General features: G+C 61.9%; 18 protein-coding genes and 1 pseudogene. 10 read left to right on the top strand and 9 right to left on the bottom strand.

All coding sequences use genetic code 11. The features are described from left to right. Positions 1–116: 116 nt before the first annotated feature. On the top strand, positions 117–809 hold the full coding sequence (locus HHL21_RS21465; RefSeq protein WP_206085913.1) for a DUF2442 domain-containing protein: 693 nt from the start codon (positions 117–119) through the stop codon (positions 807–809). Here HHL21_RS21465 and HHL21_RS19030 read toward each other — a convergent pair. The 4 genes from HHL21_RS19030 to HHL21_RS19015 all read right to left on the bottom strand — a co-directional run bounded on the left by HHL21_RS19030 (position 763) and on the right by HHL21_RS19015 (position 4,824). Continuing rightward, a complete protein-coding gene (locus tag HHL21_RS19030) occupies positions 763–2,604 on the bottom strand; it encodes a DUF4153 domain-containing protein (protein WP_169468797.1) in 1,842 nt (613 codons plus the stop codon). The two genes, HHL21_RS21465 and HHL21_RS19030, sit on opposite strands and share 47 nt — an antisense overlap. A 147-nt stretch (positions 2,605–2,751) precedes the next feature. Further along, positions 2,752–3,009, bottom strand: a complete 258-nt coding sequence (locus HHL21_RS19025) for a type II toxin-antitoxin system prevent-host-death family antitoxin (protein WP_169468795.1) — start codon at positions 3,007–3,009, stop codon at positions 2,752–2,754. An 88-nt stretch (positions 3,010–3,097) separates the two neighbouring features. After that, positions 3,098–4,096, bottom strand: coding sequence for a fumarylacetoacetate hydrolase family protein (locus HHL21_RS19020; RefSeq protein WP_169468793.1), 999 nt, complete (start codon positions 4,094–4,096; stop codon positions 3,098–3,100). A gap of 14 nt (positions 4,097–4,110) precedes the next feature. Further along, complete coding sequence (locus tag HHL21_RS19015; protein WP_169468791.1) at positions 4,111–4,824, bottom strand: pseudouridine synthase; 714 nt, start codon at positions 4,822–4,824, stop codon at positions 4,111–4,113. Positions 4,825–5,068: 244 nt separating this feature from the next. Here HHL21_RS19015 and HHL21_RS19010 point away from each other — a divergent pair, with 244 nt between their 5' ends. Continuing rightward, complete coding sequence (locus HHL21_RS19010; protein ID WP_169468789.1) at positions 5,069–5,452, top strand: hypothetical protein; 384 nt, start codon at positions 5,069–5,071, stop codon at positions 5,450–5,452. A 388-nt stretch (positions 5,453–5,840) separates the two neighbouring features. Here HHL21_RS19010 and HHL21_RS19005 read toward each other — a convergent pair whose 3' ends face one another. From HHL21_RS19005 to HHL21_RS18990, 4 genes are all read right to left on the bottom strand, one after another. Next, complete coding sequence (locus HHL21_RS19005) at positions 5,841–6,836, bottom strand: S49 family peptidase (RefSeq protein ID WP_169468919.1); 996 nt, start codon at positions 6,834–6,836, stop codon at positions 5,841–5,843. A 21-nt stretch (positions 6,837–6,857) separates the two neighbouring features. Next, positions 6,858–7,241, bottom strand: coding sequence for a Rieske (2Fe-2S) protein (locus HHL21_RS19000; protein WP_169468787.1), 384 nt, complete (start codon positions 7,239–7,241; stop codon positions 6,858–6,860). Further along, positions 7,241–7,900: an HAD-IA family hydrolase gene (locus HHL21_RS18995; RefSeq protein ID WP_169468785.1), complete on the bottom strand. Its 660-nt coding sequence runs from the start codon at positions 7,898–7,900 to the stop codon at positions 7,241–7,243. Before HHL21_RS18995 ends, HHL21_RS19000 begins: the two co-directional genes overlap by 1 nt. A gap of 77 nt (positions 7,901–7,977) precedes the next feature. Continuing rightward, a complete protein-coding gene (locus HHL21_RS18990; RefSeq protein ID WP_229496595.1) occupies positions 7,978–8,982 on the bottom strand; it encodes an RluA family pseudouridine synthase in 1,005 nt (334 codons plus the stop codon). Between the two features lie 682 nt (positions 8,983–9,664). Here HHL21_RS18990 and HHL21_RS18985 point away from each other — a divergent pair. From HHL21_RS18985 to HHL21_RS18950, 8 genes are all read left to right on the top strand, one after another. After that, a complete protein-coding gene (locus tag HHL21_RS18985; RefSeq protein WP_169468781.1) occupies positions 9,665–12,718 on the top strand; it encodes an Rne/Rng family ribonuclease in 3,054 nt (1,017 codons plus the stop codon). Positions 12,719–12,794: 76 nt separating this feature from the next. Beyond that, positions 12,795–14,126 (top strand): chromate efflux transporter, encoded by a 1,332-nt coding sequence (gene chrA, locus HHL21_RS18980; protein WP_229496596.1) that lies wholly within the window; start codon positions 12,795–12,797, stop codon positions 14,124–14,126. Beyond that, positions 14,119–15,228, top strand: a complete 1,110-nt coding sequence (moaA, locus tag HHL21_RS18975; protein WP_169468777.1) for a GTP 3',8-cyclase MoaA — start codon at positions 14,119–14,121, stop codon at positions 15,226–15,228. Before chrA ends, moaA begins: the two co-directional genes overlap by 8 nt. Positions 15,229–15,418: 190 nt before the next feature. Next, a complete protein-coding gene (mobA, locus tag HHL21_RS18970; protein WP_169468775.1) occupies positions 15,419–16,036 on the top strand; it encodes a molybdenum cofactor guanylyltransferase MobA in 618 nt (205 codons plus the stop codon). Then, entirely contained in the window at positions 16,033–17,316 is a 1,284-nt protein-coding gene (gene moeA / locus HHL21_RS18965) for a molybdopterin molybdotransferase MoeA (RefSeq protein ID WP_169468773.1), read from the top strand. The genes mobA and moeA overlap by 4 nt, the downstream gene beginning before the upstream one ends. A gap of 172 nt (positions 17,317–17,488) precedes the next feature. Beyond that, a complete protein-coding gene (locus HHL21_RS18960) occupies positions 17,489–17,725 on the top strand; it encodes a type II toxin-antitoxin system Phd/YefM family antitoxin (RefSeq protein WP_169468771.1) in 237 nt (78 codons plus the stop codon). Further along, a complete protein-coding gene (locus HHL21_RS18955) occupies positions 17,725–18,162 on the top strand; it encodes a type II toxin-antitoxin system VapC family toxin (protein WP_169468769.1) in 438 nt (145 codons plus the stop codon). The genes HHL21_RS18960 and HHL21_RS18955 overlap by 1 nt, the downstream gene beginning before the upstream one ends. A 150-nt stretch (positions 18,163–18,312) precedes the next feature. Beyond that, a complete protein-coding gene (locus HHL21_RS18950) occupies positions 18,313–18,897 on the top strand; it encodes a TMEM175 family protein (RefSeq protein ID WP_169468767.1) in 585 nt (194 codons plus the stop codon). A gap of 11 nt (positions 18,898–18,908) precedes the next feature. On the opposite strand, the pseudogene HHL21_RS18945 reads toward HHL21_RS18950, so the two are convergent. Beyond that, positions 18,909–20,432, bottom strand: a pseudogene (locus HHL21_RS18945) (acyl CoA:acetate/3-ketoacid CoA transferase); the annotation flags it as partial. Positions 20,433–20,443: the final 11 nt, after the last annotated feature.

Below are 20,443 nucleotides of genomic sequence, written 5' to 3'. Positions count from 1 at the left end.
GCTAGCCCGGGCTTTGATTAAGGAATCGGCAATCCCAATCCATGAGCGTGCACAAAGGCAAGGTTGCTCACGCGCAGCAAAATGTGGAATAGCGCAAAGACCATGGAGGAAGCACGATGACAAAATGGAACCGATCTCCCCTCGCCTGCCTGTTGATCCTGGCGCTGGCCTGCGCGAGCGGTCCGACGCTGGCGCAGACCAAATCCGAGGTCGAGGCAGCGAAGAATGTGCTCGACCTGAAGCTGTACCAGGCCACCACCGACGCGCTGGTCGCACAGCGCGAAGCGGAGATCCGCAAGGCGACCGCGGAAGCGGAGCGTGCCGAACTGCTGGCGCGCCTGCCGCCGGGCGAGTCGAAGGCATTGCCGGGGACGGTCAACAGCGAATCATTCGGCGCGGCCGGGCTGGTGCGCGCCTTCGACCTGGCGCAGGCGCTCTCAAGCGACGTCTGCGCGGCGCTGCCGGCCGACCGCAAGGGGGCGGAGATCAGCCCGTCAGGACTTGGCGTACATTTCCCAAAAATTGACGCGGACGTTTACCTTCCCGCCCTGCTGGAAGATCTGCTTGAGTTCAGACAATGGGTCGCCCCCCCCAGATGGAAACAGCGAGCGGGCGGGTTTCAAGAGAGGCAAGAACAGTCGCGGCACAGACAAACGGCCAGCTCAACGGTCGTCCGCGAAAGGCGCCCAAAACTTCTCCATGAGGTGGACGGCCCGTTGCCCGTACCGGGAACGCGTCGAATGGAGCCTGCGGCGACGGGCTTTACCGCGCCTCGTCCTTACATTCAAAGACTTCGGGCTCCCACCTAGGACGAACCGCCAGGCGCGTTCCTGCGACTTGCAGTTCGCTGATAGCAGGTGGCACCAGATTGTATTGCCCGTCGAGTAATGCCTTCCGTAGCGGTCCACACGCGGCAAGACTGGACGGGAGCGTGCCGAGCGCGCGCCACTGTCCCGGTTTGGTTTCGCCCACGACTACGGCGTTCGCGTCCGGTAACGCACTAAGCATCACGATTTCCGGATTTCCGTCAGCCGTGAGGTCGACCAGAACGATGTCGCAGTCCCCCTGTTCCCCGCGCAAGCATGCCGGGTACGGAGATCCGGCGAGCAAATTCAAATCCGTTTGCAGGAACGAGGCCGGCAACTGGCTTCCCTTCGGCCACACCCGCGCTTTAGCGCTGAGCCTGACTGGCGCGGGCCGCGCCATGAAGTCTTCCGGACGGGGCCCGCGGCCCTTTAGCTTCTGCACTTCCGCGATCCGGTCGCGCACCGTCTGCGCATCCTTGCCCTGGGCGCTGGCGCGAAGCTTTTCAAGCGCCGCCTGCCCATAGCGCTCGCCTTCGAACCGCAGGTAAGTAAAATCGAACTTGTCCACGGGTACCTTGCCAGCCTCCAGGCGCGCCATCTGGTTCGCGACCGACAACCGGGCCGGGTCACCGAGCGGCGAGAAAAGCACCAATAGCATGACCAGTACGACAAATGCGTTGGCGATATTGGTGCCGGAGATCGCACCAAGCCGCGCCGGACGCAACGCCGCACATGCATAGCCGGATGCATAAAGCGATGCAACGATGAGACACGCGGCTGCCAGGATCCGGCTTGTTGTCCACCCGTAGTCGCCTACGCGAAGTCCCAGCGCGTACATGGCGATCACCACTATCGGCACCAGCAGCAAGGCCGCGAGACGGACGCTGCCCTGGACGACCCGCGCAGCCGCCACGTCCGGCGCGCCGTCCTGGAAGGCGGCATTGATCAGCACAATCAACAGGGCCGCCGCACCGAGCAATACCCCCGTGGCGCTGCGGGTATCCCACAGCGGTTCAAGGCCGGTGAACGGCAAGCTAAGCAGGAAGCCGCCGATGACCAGCACGGCGACCGGCAGGATCCACGACATCAGCACCAGCAGCAAGGTGCGGATGCCGCGCACGATGGCCGGGCGCACGTCGGTGATGTGCATCGCGCACGAAAAAGCAAAGGCGATCACCGGAATGACGAACCACGATTCGTTGATCAGCTTGCGAAGGAAGTCCAGCTTGATCAGCATGAACAGCTCCGAACCCAATAACAAGACCAGCCAGACGACCCCGACGAACAATCCGCTGAAAGCGAGTTGCACGAATTGCTTCCACGCGGTTTCAAAGTAAGCCGGGTACGAGGCGATGCGGCGCTTCTCGCCAGCGGCGGCCATGATCAGCGACTGTGCAATGAAGAACCCGACCGTCGAGACAAAGATGAGTTGACTGGAAAGGTGAACCGACTTGTTATTCGCCGCGTACGGCGCCGCATTCAGGCTGGCAGCACGCCAGACGTCGTAAACACCGAGGGCGGCCAGCACGGCGGCGGCTGCCGGAATCCAAATGATAAGCTGTCGCCGGTTTAGCACGCCCAGGCTGGAGATAAAGATGACCGGAACAATCAGCCACACCAGCAGCAGTGGACCTGACAATAAAGGCTCAGTCGCCGGCCATGCTTTGTCTTTGACTGCCTGATACAGCAGGTAAAGAACCATGCCCTGCAGTAGCCCCGCGGCCAGGCGCACCGCGCCGATGTTGGGGGAATGTACGGTCGGAACCGGCCAGTTGCTGGCCGCATCGGATGACAGCATGTACATCCCCTATTGTCGGGTAATTAATTAGCGATCAGGCTTCGCCGCGCCACTGCGACATTAACGTCGAGGATACTTCCATAGTGCGGGAAGAATATGATTCTCGAACCACATTTTGAGCATGCCCCCTGCTTCAGATCCCGCCTTTCAGGACAGGTCGGCGGCTACCGCAACATCTGGAAAGGTCGGCATTTCCAACTCGATCTCGGCAACACCTTCCATGTACAAAAGGTCGGTGATCTTGCGTCCCCATCCTTCGAGGCGCTGGTAATCCTCAATCGAGAGCAGGACATGGGTAGGTCGCCCGAGATCCGTGATGAATACGGGACTTTTTTCGGCGGCCTTCTTTGCTTCGCTTGTATTCTGGTTGAACTCGCGGCCATTTAATGTCGTGACGGTGCCCATGGCGCCCTCCAGTGTAGCGACGTAACTACAAAACTACGTTACACCAGATTTGGAGGCATCGCAATGGCGTTCGCCCAGCCGTTTGCGCTTACCGCGAACGCTTCGCTTCAGCCTGCTTCACGGTCTGCTCGATGGCACCGAAGATCGACTTTCCGGCGCCATCCAGCATCTCAATCTTGATCGTGTCGCCAAACAGCATGAACGGCGTGCCGGCGACGCCGTCGGCGATCATTTCCAGGCAGCGCTTTTCGGCGATGCAGGAATAGCCGCGGCTGGCGTCCTTGTTCGACACCGTGCCCGACCCGACGATGCTGCCGGCCCGCGCGTTGCGCGTCTTGCACAGGTGCGCCACCAGTTGCGGGAAATTGAAGACCATGTCCACACCCGCATGCGGCTGCCCAACCAGCTTGCCGTTCCAGGTCGAACGCAGTGGCAGGTGCACTTTGCCGCCCTTCCACGCATCGCCCAGTTCGTCCGGCGTCACCGCCACCGGCGAAAAACTCGAGGCCGGTTTCGATTGCAGGAAGCCGAAGCCTTTCGCCAGTTCAGGCGGGATCAGGTTGCGCAGCGAGACATCGTTCACCAGCATCAGGAGCCGGATCTGCTGGTAAGCCTCGTCGGCGGTCGCGCCCATCGGCACGTCGCCGGTGATGACGGCCACTTCCGCTTCGAAGTCGATGCCCCACTCTTCATGGGCCAGCACGATGTCGTCCATCGCCCCGATAAAATCGTCGCTGCCGCCCTGGTACATCAGCGGGTCTTCCCAGAACGATTCCGGCATCTCGGCGTTGCGCGCCTTGCGCACCAGTTCGACGTGGTTCACGTACGCCGAGCCATCCGCCCACTGGTAGGCGCGCGGCAGCGGCGCCATGCATTTGGCGGGGTCGAAGTCGAAGGTGCGGCGCCCGCGCCCGCTATTTAATAGCTGCGACAGTTCGTTCAGCTGCGGCGCGATGAACGCCCAGTCGTCGAGCGCTGCCTGCATGGTCGGGGCGATGCCGTCGGCGAGGTGCGCGGTTTTCAGGTCGCGCGAGACAACAGCCAACTGGCCGTCGCGCGTACCGTCGTTGATGGTTGCAAGTTTCATGTGTTCGTTGGAGGTTACGGGACGAGCAGGTCCAGCTGTGCTTGCTCCAGGAAGCACCATTCGCCTTCGGCCAGGCCGAGCGATTCGAGCGTCAGGCCGCCGATGGCGGAGCGGTGCAGCGCGCTGCAGTGGTTGCCGGCCGCGGCCAGCATGCGTTTGACCTGGTGATACTTGCCTTGTTCGAGGACGATCTCGAGCAGCTTGTCGCCGCGCTGCACGCACGACAGTGCCGCCAGCGGCGCCGGTTCGTCATGCAGCTGCACGCCCGCCAGCAGCTGTTCGATCAGCTCCGGCGTGACCGGTTCGGCCGTGGCGGCCTGGTAGATTTTCGGAACGTGCCGCTTCGGCGACGACTGCGCATGAATGAACGGGCCGTCGTCCGACATCAGCAGCATGCCGGTGGTGTCGTGGTCGAGGCGGCCCACCGGCTGCACATCGCGCCAGGTGAACTGTTCCGGCAGCAGGGTCAGCACGCCGGGATGGTGGCTCGGCTTGCGCGAACATTCGAAGTTGCCCGGCTTGTTCAGCGCGATGTAGACGTGCTGGCGGTACTTCCACTCGTCGCCGAACACCTCGAGGACGAGGTTATCGGTGTCGACCGTGCTCTTGTAGCTGTCTTGAATCTCGCCGTTGATCGCAACGTCGCCGTCTTCGATCAGCGCGCGGCAGTATTTGCGGGTGCCGAAACCTTGCGATTGCAGGATGCGGTCCAGGGATAATTTGCTCATGGGCGAGACTTTAACAGAACGCCCGGGGGCTCGGAAGGACGCTTTGGACAGTGCCTTGCGGAAAGTTCATTGTTTTTAGGTATTTGAGTCGGCGCAAGCTGCACATTTGAGGAAGATCAAGAGTGACCGGTTTCGCGTTGATACACTGAAACATCATTAGGAATCGGCTGAATGATTCTGGTAAAAATACCTAGCTCGTCCTTAAGCCGAACGCGAAGCCGACAACGTAAAAAGGGGAAACAGCATGAGCGTCAATCAAGATTCTGATCGGGATTTCAACACCGCCGGGGACCTTGCTGGTACGACCTGTGCTGACGCGCATGGCATCAACGAGCAGTCGGCGTTGAGCCGTGCCGCGCACATCGCGGCGAAATTCGTGATCGCGCGCTGGCAGGACGGCAGCCGCCGGCATTGTGCCAACCTGAACCTGCCGCACAGCCAGTCGGCGCGCGCGTGCTGGTACGCAAAAACCCAGCAAGGCCTGCAGGACTGGATCGCGCGCGGCGGCTTTTCGCAGCCGGTCGATGCCCATGACGCCGCCGCCCTGGCAGGATCCGGCGCAACCCGTCCAATCCTGTACCGCCTGAACGCCGAAGATGAGCGCTGCGACCGGTCCTGCGTCGGCTAAGCGTTTATACCGTTTCCGCGAAACCCGAACGGCAAAAGAAAAGGCTATGTCACCGTAAAGTGTGGAATGCGCCTTCACTACCAACGCGTGCCCGCCACTGGCGGACCCGACTTCGCGCGCAGGCGACGTGCACATTTCCACACTTAACGGCGACATAGCAAAAGAAAACGACGGCATTGCACCGTCGTTTCCAAGTCCCGTCTGGGACACACTACGAGGAATTAGAATTCTCTCAGTACCGCATTACATGATGCAGCGGTAGTTCGCTTCCTTCAGTCAATATGATGCCAAATCGGTGGATTGGTAATAGCGCCCCCCCTTAGAATGAACTACAGGTCTTAATATAGAACACCTGCCCGAACATTCAAGGTAAATATGTATCGGAATATCAGCGCAGTTGGGGAAGATTTCCTGGGCCCATCGCCTTGACCGCGCCTTCGCCGACCGCCGCGCCGAACTTCTTCAGCACGCGCTCAGGCAATCCTTCGTGGGCGGTGTAGTCGACAATATCTTCGACTTTGACGATATCGCGCGCCACGCTGTCGACCGTGCCGAAGCCGTCCGCCAGGCCCATCTCGACGGCTTTCGCGCCGCTCCAGTACAGGCCGGAGAAGGTTTCCGGGGTTTCTTTCAGGCGTTTGCCGCGCCCTGCCCGCACCACGCCGATGAACTGCTGGTGGATTTCATTGAGCATCGCCTGCGCGTGCGCCTTGTGCTTATCCGACTGGGGGCTGAACGGATCGAGGAAGCCCTTGTTTTCGCCGGCCGTCATCAGGCGCCGTTCGACGCCCAGCTTCTCCATCGTGCCGGTGAAGCCAAATCCGTCCATCAGCACGCCAACCGAGCCGACGATGCTCGCTTTGTTCACGAAAATGCGGTCCGCGGCGGCGGCGATGTAGTAGCCGCCGGAGGCGCACATTTCGTCGACCACGACATACAGCTGCTTGGCCGGATAGCCGCGCCGCAGGCGCTTGATCTCGTCGACGATGATGCCCGCCTGCACCGGGCTGCCGCCCGGGCTGTTGATCCGCAGCACCACTGCGACCGAGCCGTTATCGGAGAACGCCTTGTTCAACGAGGGGATGACATTGTCGGCCGCGCCGCTGCCTTCTTCTTCGATATTGCCTTCAATTTCAATCAATGCCGTGTGGCGGCCCAGCGCCTCGGCATCGTCGCCAGGGATACTCAGGTCGAAAAAGATCCACAGTCCAACCACCGCGATGCCGATCATCAGCAAACGGAAGAAGATGTGCCAGCGCCGCGCCGCCCGCTGTTCCTTCAGCGTGGCGAACATCAGCTTTTCCAGCGTTTCACGCTCCCAGTTAGAGCTGAGCTCGCGTGGTGTCGTGCGGCTGTCGGGTTGGTTATTCGGGTTCTCGTTCATACTCGCTTTTGGTTCAAACAATCACTTCGCCTGCGGCGGACGAATGAATTCGTCCGGCTGCCAGTAAATCTTGTCGTCCAGCTCACGCACGGCGATCGGGCGCAGCCGGCCTCCCTTGCAGGGGCCGCCGGCGCACAGGCCGCTGTCGGGAACGTAGATCGCCCCATGGGTGGCGCACATCAGGTACAGTCCGCTCGATTCGAAAAACTCGCCTTCGGCCCAGTCCAGCTCGATAGGAACGTGGGCGCAGCGGTTCAGGTAGGCGTGCGGCTTGCCGTCGTAGCGCACCACGAAGCCGGTGGCGGCATCGCCAAACGCCAGCACCGGAAAACGCACACCCCTGCCGCCTTCAGCAACGGCATCGGACTCGCAAATGAATACCTCGTTCGCTGTTTCGCCAGCCATCAGGCGTTCTCAGCCAGCCACTGATGCAATTCGCCAACCGTGCTGGCCGAATACAGCGGCGCGCAGGCGTGCAGCTGGTCGACCGGATGGGCGCCATACTGTACCGCAATTCCGGACGCGCCAGCGTTATTGGCCATGAGCAAGTCGTGGGTGGTATCGCCGATCATAACGGTGCGGCGCAGGTCCTGGCCCAATTCCCTTGTCAATTCTTGCAACATTGCAGGGTGTGGCTTGGAAAATGTCTCGTCGGCGCAACGCGTTGCGTCGAACAGCGACAGCAGGCCGACGGCGTTCAGGGCGCGGTTCAGCCCTACCCGGCTCTTGCCGGTGGCGACGGCGAGGAAATACGCCTGCTGCGACAGTTCAGTCAGCATTTCGCGAACGCCGTCGAACAGCACCAGATCGTGGTCCTTCGACAGGAAATGGAAGCGATAACGTTCCACCATGCGCGGGTACATCGCCGGGTCGATGCCCGGCATGACTGCCTGCATCGCCTCAAACAGGCCCAGCCCGATTACGTGCGACGCTGCTTCATCATTCGGGACCGGCAAACCGAGGTCCTTCGCTGCTGCCTGAATACATTTGACGATGGTGGCGGTGCTGTCCATCAGTGTGCCGTCCCAATCGAAGACGATCAGATCAAATTGCTTTCTTGCCATGTTCTCCAGCCGCGCATGCGGCCGGCTCCTGTCCAGGTATTTGTTCAGTGGACTGCAATGAGTCCACAAAAAGTGTTTTAGCGCTTCGCAGTCGCCTGCGGTTTTCCCAAGCTTACCAAGAAACGCTCGCATTCTGCCGGTAACGGTGCATTTATCGTCATCGGCTTGCCGGTTTCCGGGTGGGTAAACGTGATCTGGTGCGCGTGCAGGAACATCCGCTTGAGGGCGCCGCGGCTGTCGTCGGCCTTGAGCAGCAGGCGGTTGAGGGCGAAATCGCCGTATTTGTCGTCACCGAGGATGGGGAAGCCCGACGATGCCAGGTGAACGCGGATCTGGTGGGTACGCCCGGTCTTCAGCTCGGCTTCCAGCAAGGCGAACTTGTTCCACTTTCGGAGCAGGCTGAACACAGTGTGCGACTCCATGCCGCCGGCCTGCACGCAAACGCGGCGTTCGCCTTCGGCCGTCGTGTATTTATGCAGCGGCAGCTTGATGTGCTGGCGCGCGTTCTGCCAGTCGCCCGCCACCATGGTCAGGTAGCGCTTGTCGGTGAGCCCGTCGCGCATCTGTTCGTGCAGGTTGGTCAGCGCTGACCTCTTCTTGGCCAGCAGCAGCAGGCCCGACGTTTCGCGGTCGAGGCGGTGCACCAGTTCCAGGAACTTGGCGTCCGGGCGCGCCGCGCGCAGCTGCTCGATCACGCCGTACGACACGCCCGAGCCGCCATGCACCGCCACGCCGCTTGGCTTGTCGATGATCAAGAGGTGGGCGTCCTCGTGCAGGATCGCGAATTCGGCGCCGGGAACGGCGGCCTGGCTGGCTTTTTCGGCGATGCGGACCGGCGGGATGCGCACCACGTCGCCGCTTTCGAGGCGGTACATCTGGTCGATACGGCCCTTGTTGACACGTACTTCGCCCGAGCGCAGGATGCGATAGACGTGACTTTTCGGCACGCCCTTGCAGATCCGCAGCAGGTAGTTGTCAATACGCTGGCCAGCTTCTTCTTCGGTAATTGTGACGAACTGCGCTTGCGGTTGTTGTGGCGCCGGCTGTGATGAAGGGGGAACAACATCGTTTTGCATCTTCATTTGCTCTGTCTTCCCAGAAAATCTCTCTAAGTCCTTCATTTTGAATATATAATCGACAGGCGGCGGTCAAACCTCTGCTGGTGTAAGAATTAAAACGATATTTTACACAGGGGCGTCTCCATCGGCCTCGCCAAATTGCAAATTCGATGGAAAAAAATGTGTACGCACATTCCTGCGCGAATCAGGGTTGCACCGTAGTTGTAATCGGATACCGCGCATGAGTGCTGAATTGGATTGCTTGGAATTTTAAGGATAAGTACCGGCAAGCCGGCCTGTAGGCGGGCTCGCCGGATGATGGCGTCGATAACGCTTGTCGTTTTCGCCCGACCGGATTTGCGCCTCGTACCTGAGGCTTGTGAGGTAAAGGCAGACTGTATGCCTGGGTATCCAAGCCTTTGTATGTTCGCCAAACCGCGGTCTGGCCATTGATTTGCTCACCGCCTGGCTTTCAGCCGTGCCCCAGTTTGACCGGGCTGCATTCGGCAAGTTGCAGGTGATGCGTGCACTCGGCATGTCGATCGACCCCACAGCGCCTGTTACGGCCATGACGCGCAGCGTCAGCGCGCCGTACGCTTAGGCATACCCACCTCCGGCACTCCACCTTCTCGCGTACATCCCGTGTACTTTTTGCCGCTTTAAAAAGCGGCACTGGATCGGCCTGCGGGCCGCGGAGTTAATAAAAATGAAACGTATGTTGTTTAACGCTACGCAGCAAGAAGAGCTGCGCGTAGCGATTGTCGACGGTCAGAAACTGATCGATATCGATATCGAAACGGCGGGTCGCGAACAGCGCAAGTCGAATATCTACAAAGGCGTGATCACCCGCATCGAGCCATCGCTGGAAGCCTGCTTCGTCAGCTACGGCGAAGACCGCCACGGCTTCCTGCCATTCAAGGAAGTCGCGCGTACCTACTTCCGCGAAGGCGTCGACGTGCGTAACGCATCGATCAAGGATGCGCTGCGCGAAGGCCAGGAGATCATGGTCCAGGTCGAGAAGGAAGAACGCGGCAACAAGGGCGCTGCCCTGACCTCGTTCATCTCGCTGGCCGGCCGTTACCTCGTGCTGATGCCGAACAACCCGCGCGGTGGCGGCGTATCGCGCCGTGTCGAAGGCGAAGAGCGCCAGGAACTGCGCGAAACCATGGACAAGCTCGACCTGCCGCAAGGCATGTCGGTGATCGCCCGCACCGCAGGCATCGGCCGCAACGTCGAAGAACTGCAGTGGGACCTGAACTACCTGATGCAACTGTGGCGCGCGATCGAAGGCGCCGGCAAGCAAGGCAATGGCGCTTTCCTGATCTACCAGGAATCCTCGCTGGTGATCCGCGCGATCCGCGACTACTTCCAGCCGGACATCGGCGAGATCCTGATCGACACCGACGACATCTACGAGCAGGCCCATCAGTTCATGAGCCACGTGATGCCCGACATGGTGCACCGCGTGAAGCGTTACAGCGACGACGTGCCGCTGTTCTCGCGCTTCCAGATCGAACACCAGATTGAAACCGCGTACTCGCGCACCGTGCCGCTGCCATCGGGCGGCGCCATCGTGATCGACCACACCGAAGCGCTGGTCTCGGTCGACGTCAACTCGGCGCGCGCGACGCGCGGCTCGGACATCGAAACGACCGCCTTCAACACCAACTGCGAAGCGGCCGAAGAAGTTGCCCGCCAGCTACGCCTGCGCGACCTGGGCGGCCTGATCGTGATCGACTTCATCGACATGGAAGTGGCGAAGAACCAGCGCGAGGTGGAAACCCGCCTGAAAGACGCGCTGCACCACGACCGCGCCCGCGTCCAGATGGGCAAGATCTCGCGCTTCGGCCTGATGGAACTGTCGCGCCAGCGCCTGCGTCCGTCACTGTCCGAAGGCAGCCACGTGACCTGCCCGCGCTGCTCCGGCACCGGCCACATCCGCGACACCGAATCGTCGGCCCTGCAAGTCCTGCGCATCATCCAGGAAGAGGCGATGAAGGAAAATTCGGCCACCATCCACGTGCAAGTGCCAGTGGACGTCGCCGCCTTCCTGCTCAACGAAAAGCGCGGCGAAGTGCTGAAGATCGAGAACCGTCACCGCATCAGCGTGATCCTGATCCCGAACAAGCACCTTGACACGCCGCATTACAAGCTCGAGCGCATCAAGCACGACGACCCGCGCCTCGAAGACACCCAGGCCAGCTATAACCTGGCTGAGCAGGCTGAGACCGACATGGCCTACAGCAAGCGCCAGAAGGAAGACGTCAAGCCGCGCCAGGAAGCCGTCGTCAAGACCATCACCCCGGCCCAGCCTGCGCCTGTGGTGGACCGCTCGACCGTCGAAGTGCCGAAGGTTACCGCGCCAGTGCTGACCGCACCGGCGGAACAAGGGTTCTTCGCCAAGCTGAAGGCCTTCATCTTCGGCCCTGAAGAAACCGTCGTGGTCGCCCCGCCAGCACCTGCAGCGCCGAGCAAGCCGGCAGCCGGCGACCGTGGCGACCGCAATGTCCGTGGCCCGCGTGGCCGTGGCCGTGGCGCCAAGCAAGGCGGCCGTGAGCGTGACGAGCGCGAACCAAAAGCTGGCCAGGACGACACCGTCAAGGCAGCGGAAGCCGACACCAAGCCAGCGCGTCCACCGCGCCAGCCGCGTCCGCCGCGTGAGCCACGCGAGCAGGCCGAGGTAACGGCAGCGGCGCCGCGTGGCGAGCGTGCAGAGCGTGGCGAGCGTCCTGAGCGTCCGGCACGCCAGCCGCGCGAGCGCGCCGAGCGCACCCCGGCCATCGAAAGCCGTACCGACGAGCTGGCAGTGGCGCCTGTCGTGGCAGCCGCGGCAGCTGTCGTGAATGTTGGCGGCGAAGTTGCCGAGCAGGAAGCACTGGCGCCGAAGACCATCATCACCATCGGCCCGAACGGTGAAGAGATCGAAGTCGAAGCTGGCGGCGATGAACCGCGCCGCCGCCGTCGTCGTGGCGGCCGCAACCGCAATCGCCGCGATCGCGACCAGGTTGACGGCATGGAAGGCCAGGAAGGCGAACTCGAAGGCGAAGGCGAACAAGCTGCTGAAGCAACGTTCAGCGTTGCTCCTGAAGCAAGCGCCGTAGCGGCAGTGCCAGTTGAGGCGGCTGCGGTCGCGGAAGCGGCACCCGTCGTCGAAGCTGCCCCGCTAGCTGAAGAGAAAGCGCCAGTCGCGGAAGCGCCAATGGCAGCGACCGCGGTCGTCGCCGCAGCCGTCGCTGAATCCGGCGCTGCGCCGGTTCCATCGGCAGAGTATGTGGCTTCCGAAGCGATGGCCGAAGCATCGGCTGCAGCTGAAGTGACGGCGGCTCCGGTTGTGGCCGAAGCTGCAGCACCAGCTCCAGTAGCAGTTGAGCCGATCGCAGCAGAGGTAGCTCCGGCGCCTGTAGCGGCAGAGCCATCGTATGCCGAGCCGACCATCTTCACGCCTGATCCGGTAGCGGAACTGGTCGCGGAGCCTGTTGCAGCCGAGCCAGCGAAGGTGGAAGCAGCACCTGCGCCAGCCCCTGTTCCTGTTCCAGCTGCTGTAGCCCCGGCAGCCGCGGCTGCACCGGCACCGATCGCCGACATCAACGAGCTGCTCGGTTCGGCAGGCCTGGTGATGGCATCGACCGATCCTGCAAAGCTGCGCGCAGCGCAGGAAGCAGCGGCGCAAGTTGCTCCACCGGCCCGCAAGCCGCGCGAGCGCAAGCCATTGCCGCCGCAAGCTGACGAGCCGCTGATCCAGGTCGATACCCGTCAATAATCCGATGGGTGGTTGATACATAAAAAGGGAAGCTTCGTGCTTCCCTTTTTGTTTGATGACGAGGCTTATGCAAACGATGCTTCCCCGCGACACCGCTCCTCCCCCAGTTACCCTGTCCCGGGCCTTCTGGTACTGGCTCAAACTCGGCTTCATCAGCTTCGGCGGCCCCGCCGGCCAGATCGCGATGATGCACACCGAACTGGTCGAACGCCGCCGCTGGATCTCGGAGCAGCGCTTCCTGCACGCGCTCAACTACTGCATGCTACTGCCCGGTCCCGAAGCCACCCAGCTTGCCGTCTACATCGGCTGGCTGATGCACCGCACGCGCGGCGGCATCATTGCTGGCGCGCTGTTTGTGCTCCCATCGCTGCTGCTCCTGATGTTGCTGTCATGGATCTACCTCGCCTACGGCAGCCTGCCCGTCGTTGCTGGAACCCTCTACGGCATCAAACCAGCCGTCGTGGCCATCGTCCTCGCCGCCGCCTGGCGCATCGGCACGCGCTCACTGCGCAATCCCGCGATGATTGCAATCGCCATCGCCGCCTTCCTCGCAATTGCAGTTGTCGGCCTGCCCTTCCCCGCCATCGTCCTGGCAGCCGCAGTGATCGGCCTGACCGGTGGCCGCGCATGGCCGCACCTGTTCCAGGTCGGCGGCGCGACACTCGACAGCAAGGCGTCGTACGGCCTGGCGATCATCGACGACATAACCCCAACCCCGGCGCACGCACGCTTTTCACCCAAACACCTGTTGAAAGTCGCCTTGATCGGGGGCGGACTCGGCGCAGCGGTCTGGCTGCTGCTGGCAAGCCGCTACGGCGCCTCCCACACGCTGGCGCAGATGGGCTGGTTCTTCACCAAAGCCGCCATGCTGACCTTCGGCGGCGCGTACGCCGTGCTTCCGTACGTCTACCAGGGCGGCGTCGAGCAGTACCACTGGCTGACCGCCACCCAGATGATCGATGGCCTCGCCCTCGGCGAAACCACGCCCGGCCCGCTGATCATGATCGTTGCCTTCGTCGGCTTCGTCGGCGGCTGGACCCACGCACTGTTCGGCACCGACAGCCTGCTGCTGGCCGGCGTTGCCGGAGCGGCAGTGGCTGCCTTCTTCACATTCCTGCCGTCATTCATTTTCATTCTCGCCGGCGGCCCGCTGGTCGAGTCAACGCGCGGGAACGTCCGCATGACTGCGCCGCTGACGGCGATCTCGGCAGCCGTGGTCGGCGTCATCGTCAGCCTTGCCTTGTTCTTCGGGCAGCATGTATTTTTCGTTGACGGACGCATCGACTGGCCAGCGGTAGCGATCAGCGCGGCGGCATGCATCGCACTGTTCCGGTTCAAGACAGGGACCATCAAACTGATTGCCGCCTGCGCCCTTGCTGGCCTCATGCTATCGTATTGGAATGGCTGAAAAAACAATCATGTTCCGGGACGAACGCAACACCTCGCCCGTGATTCCGCGAGTCCTCGAAACGCCCACCGGCCTGCTGGGCGATACGCTCGCACGCCCGCTGCACGACCTGCGCATCTCGGTCACGGACCGCTGCAATTTCCGCTGCGTGTACTGCATGCCGAAGGAAGTGTTCGACAAGGACTACGCCTACCTGCCGCAAACCTCGCTGCTGTCGTTCGAAGAAATCACCCGCATCGCGCGCCTGTTCGTCGCGCACGGCGTTGAAAAACTACGGCTCACCGGCGGCGAACCGCTGCTGCGCAAGAACCTCGAACGCCTGGTCGGCATGCTGGCCGAGCTGCGCACACCGGGCGGCAAACCGCTCGACCTCACGCTGACCACCAACGGCTCGCTGCTCGCGAAAAAAGCGCAGTCGCTGAAAGACGCTGGCCTGAACCGCGTGACGGTATCGCTCGACTCGCTCGACGACGCCATCTTCAAGCGCATGAACGACGTCGACTTCGCGGTCGCCGACGTGCTGAACGGCCTCGATGCCGCGCACAAGGCCGGGCTAGGACCGATCAAGGTCAACATGGTCGTCAAGGGCGGCATGAACGACCAGGAAATCGTACCGATGGCGCGCCACTTCAAGGGCAGCCCATACATCCTGCGCTTCATCGAATACATGGACGTCGGCGCATCGAACGGCTGGAACATGCGCGAGGTGGTGCCGTCGGCCGAAGTGGTGCGCCGCGTCTCGGCCGACATGCCGCTGCTGCCGATCGACGCGAACTACACCGGCGAGACCGCGGCGCGCTGGCGCTACGCGGACGGTGGCGGCGAGATCGGCGTGATCTCCAGCGTCACCCAGGCCTTCTGCCACGACTGCTCGCGCGCGCGCCTGTCGACCGAGGGCAAGCTGTACACCTGCCTGTTCGCGACGCGCGGCAGCGACCTGCGCGCGCTGCTGCGCGACGGCCGCAGCGACGCCGAAATCTCGACCGCGATTGCCCACATCTGGCGCGCGCGGACTGACCGCTATTCTGAAACGCGAACGATTAACACCGAGGGATTGGTACTCGGAGCGAGAAAAGTCGAAATGTCATACATCGGCGGCTAATCACGATAGGGAGAGTCGTCATGACAGATCAGAAAAAATTGGAATGGCGTCGAACTAAATCGACAACAAACGACTGGACGTTATTTTTTTCGTTACTTCGAGAATTTGAGAATATGGACTCGTTTAAGCGAAATCAACCTCCGCCATACAAGCCTCGAAAGCAATCAGCCAGCAGGAAGCGTTTCAAGCAATGACAGAACGTACCAAGATTACCGGATTGATCCTGGCAGGCGGGCGCGGTAGCCGCATGGGCCACGTCGACAAGGGCCTGCAAACGTTCCGCGGAAAGCCGATGGCGACGCACGTTATCGAACGGCTTGCGCCGCAGGTGGCATCGGTTGCCATCAACGCAAACCAGAACCTCGATCAGTACGCGGCGTTCGGCGTCCCAGTCTGGCCGGACGATCTGCAAGGCTTCGAAGGTCCGATGGCCGGGCTCGAAACAGGCCTGCGCCGCTGCACTACCGACTATCTCGTGACCGCGCCGTGCGACTCCCCGTTCCTGCCGGCGGATCTCGTCGAACGCCTGTCGGCGGCGCTTGAAGAAAACGGCGCCGACCTGGCGCTGGCGGAAACCGAGGAGCCGGGCGACAGCGGCGAAATGCGCGTCCAGCCGCACCCGGTCTTCGCCCTCGTCAAAAGAGCTGCCCTGCCCCATCTCGCCAATTTCCTTGCTACCGGCGGCCGCCGCATGGATGGCTGGTACGGCGCGATCAAGGTCGTGCGGGTGCGCTTCGACGACGCCAGCGCCTTCCGCAACATCAACACCCTGCGCGAACTGCAGCAGTTCGAGAGCGAAGAAGAATGAAGAACACGACACTGAACGACGTTACCAGCTGCCTGTCCGACTACGATCCAGATGCGCTTCCCGTGCGCCACGCGCAGCGCATCATCAACGACTTCATCACCCCTGTCAGCGCGATTGAAAAAGTCGCGCTGCGCTCCGCGCTGGACCGCGTCCTTGCCGCCGACATCATCTCGCCGATCAGCGTTCCGGCCCACGACAACTCGGCGATGGACGGCTACGCACTGCGCGGCGCGGACCTGAGCGAATCGTCAGCCACGACGCTGAAGGCAATCGCCACGGTGTATGCGGGCCGGCCATCGGGCATCGTTCCACAACCAGGCGAATGCGTCCGCATCATGACGGGCGGCGTCATGCCGGAAGGCTGCGACAGCGTAATCCCGCAGGAACATGTGGGCTCGATCGGCGAGACCACCATCACGATCACCCCTGGCACCATCCGTACCGGCGACAATCGCCGCTTCGCCGGCGAAGACCTGCTGGCGGGCAGCGCGGCGATCGCAAAAGGGAAAATCATCCGCCCGGCCGACCTTGGCCTGATCGCGTCGCTGGGCATCGCGGAAATCCCGGTGATGCGCCGCCTGCGCGTCGCGTTCTTCTCCACCGGCGACGAGCTGCGTTCCATCGGCGAACCGCTTGAAGCCGGCTGCGTCTACGACAGCAACCGCTACACCCTGTTCGGCATGCTGACGCGGCTCGGCTGCGACATCGTCGACATGGGCATCGTGCGCGACGATCCGGCAGCGCTGGAACAGGCGCTGCGCACTGCATGCGAAAACGTCGACGCGGTGATCACCTCGGGCGGCGTGTCGGTCGGTGCCGCCGACTACACGAAGCAGATCATGGCCGAACTGGGCGACGTCACGTTCTGGAAGATCGGCATGCGGCCCGGCCGTCCACTGGCCTTCGGCCGCATCAATTCGAACGGCAAGAGCGCCTTCCTGTTCGGCCTCCCCGGCAATCCGGTAGCGGTGATGGTGTCGTTCTACTTCTTCGCCCGCGCGGCCCTGCTGCGCATGATGGGTGCGGAGGCGCCGCAGCTGCTGGTGAAGGTGAAGTCGGCTGGCGCATTGCGCAAGAAGCCGGGACGCACCGAATACCAGCGCGGCATCTTGTCGACGAACGAGCATGGCGAACAGCAGGTTCGGATCACCGGCTCGCAGGGATCAGGCATCCTGCGCTCGATGTCGGAGGCGAACTGCATGGTCGTGCTGCATGACGAGCAAGGCAATGTCGCTGCGGGACATATGGTCGACGTGATTCTGTTTGAGGGCCTCGCATAGCTCGAAACGGAGGACCTGTTCGAGTTGCGCTGGCGGAAATAGCTATCGGAGAACTGCCCGTGGCCGGTTCCGGTGAGCGCCTTTATCAAAGTCGAAGTCACGAGGGCGAGCACCTTCGTCCCCGATTCCCATGCTATGATTTAATGACCATCTGGATAGTCATGAGGAAATCATGCACACCTTCACTCTGGCAGAGGCCAAGGCCCAACTAAGCCGGCTGATTGCAATGGTGGAAGCGGGTGAAGACGTCACCATCACCAAACGCGGCCAAGCCGTTGTGCGCCTCATCCGCAGCACGCCGGCTCGTCAACAGCTTCCCAGCCTGGCGGAACTTCGCGCCCGATTACCGCAACAAACCGAGGCTGCGGGCGAATTCATTCGAGGGCTTCGGGATAGCGATCGTTATTGATGCGTTACGTTGATACCAGCGTATTAATCGCATACCTGATACCCGAAGCCAGCAGCGCCGTTGCCGAGGCATTTATGTTGAGTGCCGGCGCGCCGCTTGCCATCAGCAGCTGGACGGAGGTCGAGTTGCTGTCGGCGCTCGGGGTGAAAGTGCGTACAAGGCAGCTCAGCAAAGCGGCGGCCCATGACGTGGTCGACACCTACAGTCGATCGGTTGCGCCCCAGCTGTATCGCATTGCGGTAGACGATGCTGATCATCGTCAGGCGGTGATTCTGTTAGATGGCTGGCGTACGGCATTGCGTGCAGGTGATGGATTGCATCTCGCTGTCGCCGCAGCACATGGGGCGGCTGTCTATACATTAGATCGCGGCATGGCCATATCAGGCGCAACCCTTGGCATTCCTGTCAGGCTGTTAGGCCCGCATCGCTGCGTATGAAGCATATGGGCCAAAATCGAACACTGATTTGGCGGGATCAGCATAACTGAGGCAGGGAAGTGGAAAAAAACCTTGAAGCATTTAGCGATGGCGGTACGCTCAGTTAGCTAGCCGATGGCGGCTGCCGAAAGTAAATACGGAGAAAAGTGGATGGGCAAAAACCGGCTTGAAGCATTCAGCGATGGCGTCATCGCGATTATCATCACCATCATGGTGCTGGAACTGAAGGTCCCGCACGCAACGGACCTGCAGGCACTCGCGCCTTTGTGGCCAGTATTTGTCAGCTACGTGCTCAGCTTCATTTACGTCGGCATCTACTGGAACAACCATCATCACCTGATGCACGCGGCGCACTCGATCAGCGGCCGCGTCTTGTGGGCTAACCTGCACCTGCTGTTCTGGCTCTCCCTGATTCCGTTCGTCTCTGGCTGGATGGGAGAGAATCACTTTGCCACCCTCCCGGTCGCCGCCTACGGTTTCGTGCTGTTCATGTGCGCAGTCGCTTACGCTGTGCTGGTGCGCAGCCTGACCAGCCATCACCAGGAGAACACGATGCTGGCCGAGGCGATTGGTTCCGACCGCAAGGGCAACCTGTCGCTCGTGCTCTACCTGTCCGGCATTGCGCTGTCATTCGTACACCCGTGGATCGGTTTCGCGGTGTACGCGGCTACGGCAGCGATCTGGCTGGTTCCCGACACACGTATCGAGAGCCGGCTAGGTCAGGAACATCACTAGACTCATGATGCGAAGAGATCGGCGGACATCAGCTTGAGCGATGCGCTCACCGCCGGTTTGAAATCCATCTGCGCCAGCACATCGCGCTCGAGGTCCACACCCGGCGCGATTTCAATCAGCTCCAGTCCACTCTCGACCAGCCTGAAGACGCAGCGCTCAGTAATGTAGATTGCTTCCTGGCCGCGACGGTATGCATGCTCGCCCGAATACGTGCGATGCTCAACCTGATCGACAAACTTCGTGCTGCGGCCTTCGCTCACGATCCGCAGTAGCCCACCTTCCACAGCGATCTCCAGCCCGCCTGCGGTAAAGGTCCCGACGAAGACCACCTTCTTCGCGTTCTGGCTGATGTTGATGAAGCCACCCGCTCCAGCAAGGCGTGAACCGAATTTGCTGACATTGAGGTTACCGTGCTGGTCCGCCTGCGCCAGCCCGAGCACCGCCACATCGAGCCCGCCGCCGTCATAGAAATCGAACTGGTAGGGCTGGTCGATCACCGCTTCGGCATTGGTCGCCGTACCGAAATCGAGGCCCGATGCCGGCATGCCGCCGATCACGCCGGCTTCCGCCGTCAGCGTGATCTTGTCGAGCATCTGCCGTTCTGCCGCCGCCTGCGCCACGCCTTCCGGCATGCCGATGCCGAGGTTGACGACGTCGCCCTCATGCAGTTCCATCAAAGCGCGCCGCGCGATGATCACGCGCTCCGACAACGGTGCAGGTTTGATGGACGATAGCGGAACACGGACTTCGCTCGCATACGCTTCGCTGTACGTCGTTCCGAACGTCTGCTGGTGGTACTCGGGCTTTTCGGAGACGACGACGTAGTCCACCAGGATGCCGGGCACCTTCACCTGGCGCGCGTTGAGCGTTCCGGCATCGACGACTTTTTCGACCTGCACGATTACGATACCGCCGGAGTTATGCGCCGCCATCGCAATCGCCAGCGCTTCGAGCGTCAGCGCTTCCTTTTCCATCGTGACGTTTCCATTGGCGTCAGCGGTGGTGCCGCGGATAATGGCCACGTCGATCGGCTGGGCCTTGTAGAACAGGTATTCGTCGCCGCCGATCGTCATCAGCTCGACGAGATCGTCGCGAGCGCGTTCGTTGATCTTGCCGCCGCCGTAGCGCGGATCGACGAAGGTGCCCACACCGACTGACGACAGCAGGCCCGGTTTGCCGGCGGCGGTGTCGCGGAACAGCTGGCTGATGACGCCCTGCGGCAGGTTGTACGCTTCGATCTCGTTATCGATAGCGAGCGCCTGGAGCTTGGGCACCAGCCCCCAGTGGCCGCCGATCACGCGCTTTACCAGGCCCTGGTGCGCGAAATGGTTCAGCCCCCGGTCCCTGCCGTCGCCCTGACCTGCCGCATACACCAGCGTGAGGTCGCGCGGCAGGCCGGTGGAGGTGAAGCGCTGTTCAAGCGCCACTGCGATGTTCTCCGCAAAGCCCACGCCGACAAAACCGCCGGTTGCGACAGTCGCCCCGTCGCAAATCCGTTGTACCGCTTCTGCTGCCGTAACGACCTTGTTGCGCATCCGGGCTCCTG

The sequence above is a fragment of the Massilia polaris genome (genome assembly GCF_012927275.1).
In the GTDB taxonomy this organism is placed as follows: Bacteria; Pseudomonadota; Gammaproteobacteria; order Burkholderiales; family Burkholderiaceae_D; genus Telluria_A; species Telluria_A polaris.
The sequence above is the reverse complement of the archived record's forward strand: the minus strand, read 5'-3'. Positions and strand labels throughout refer to the sequence as shown.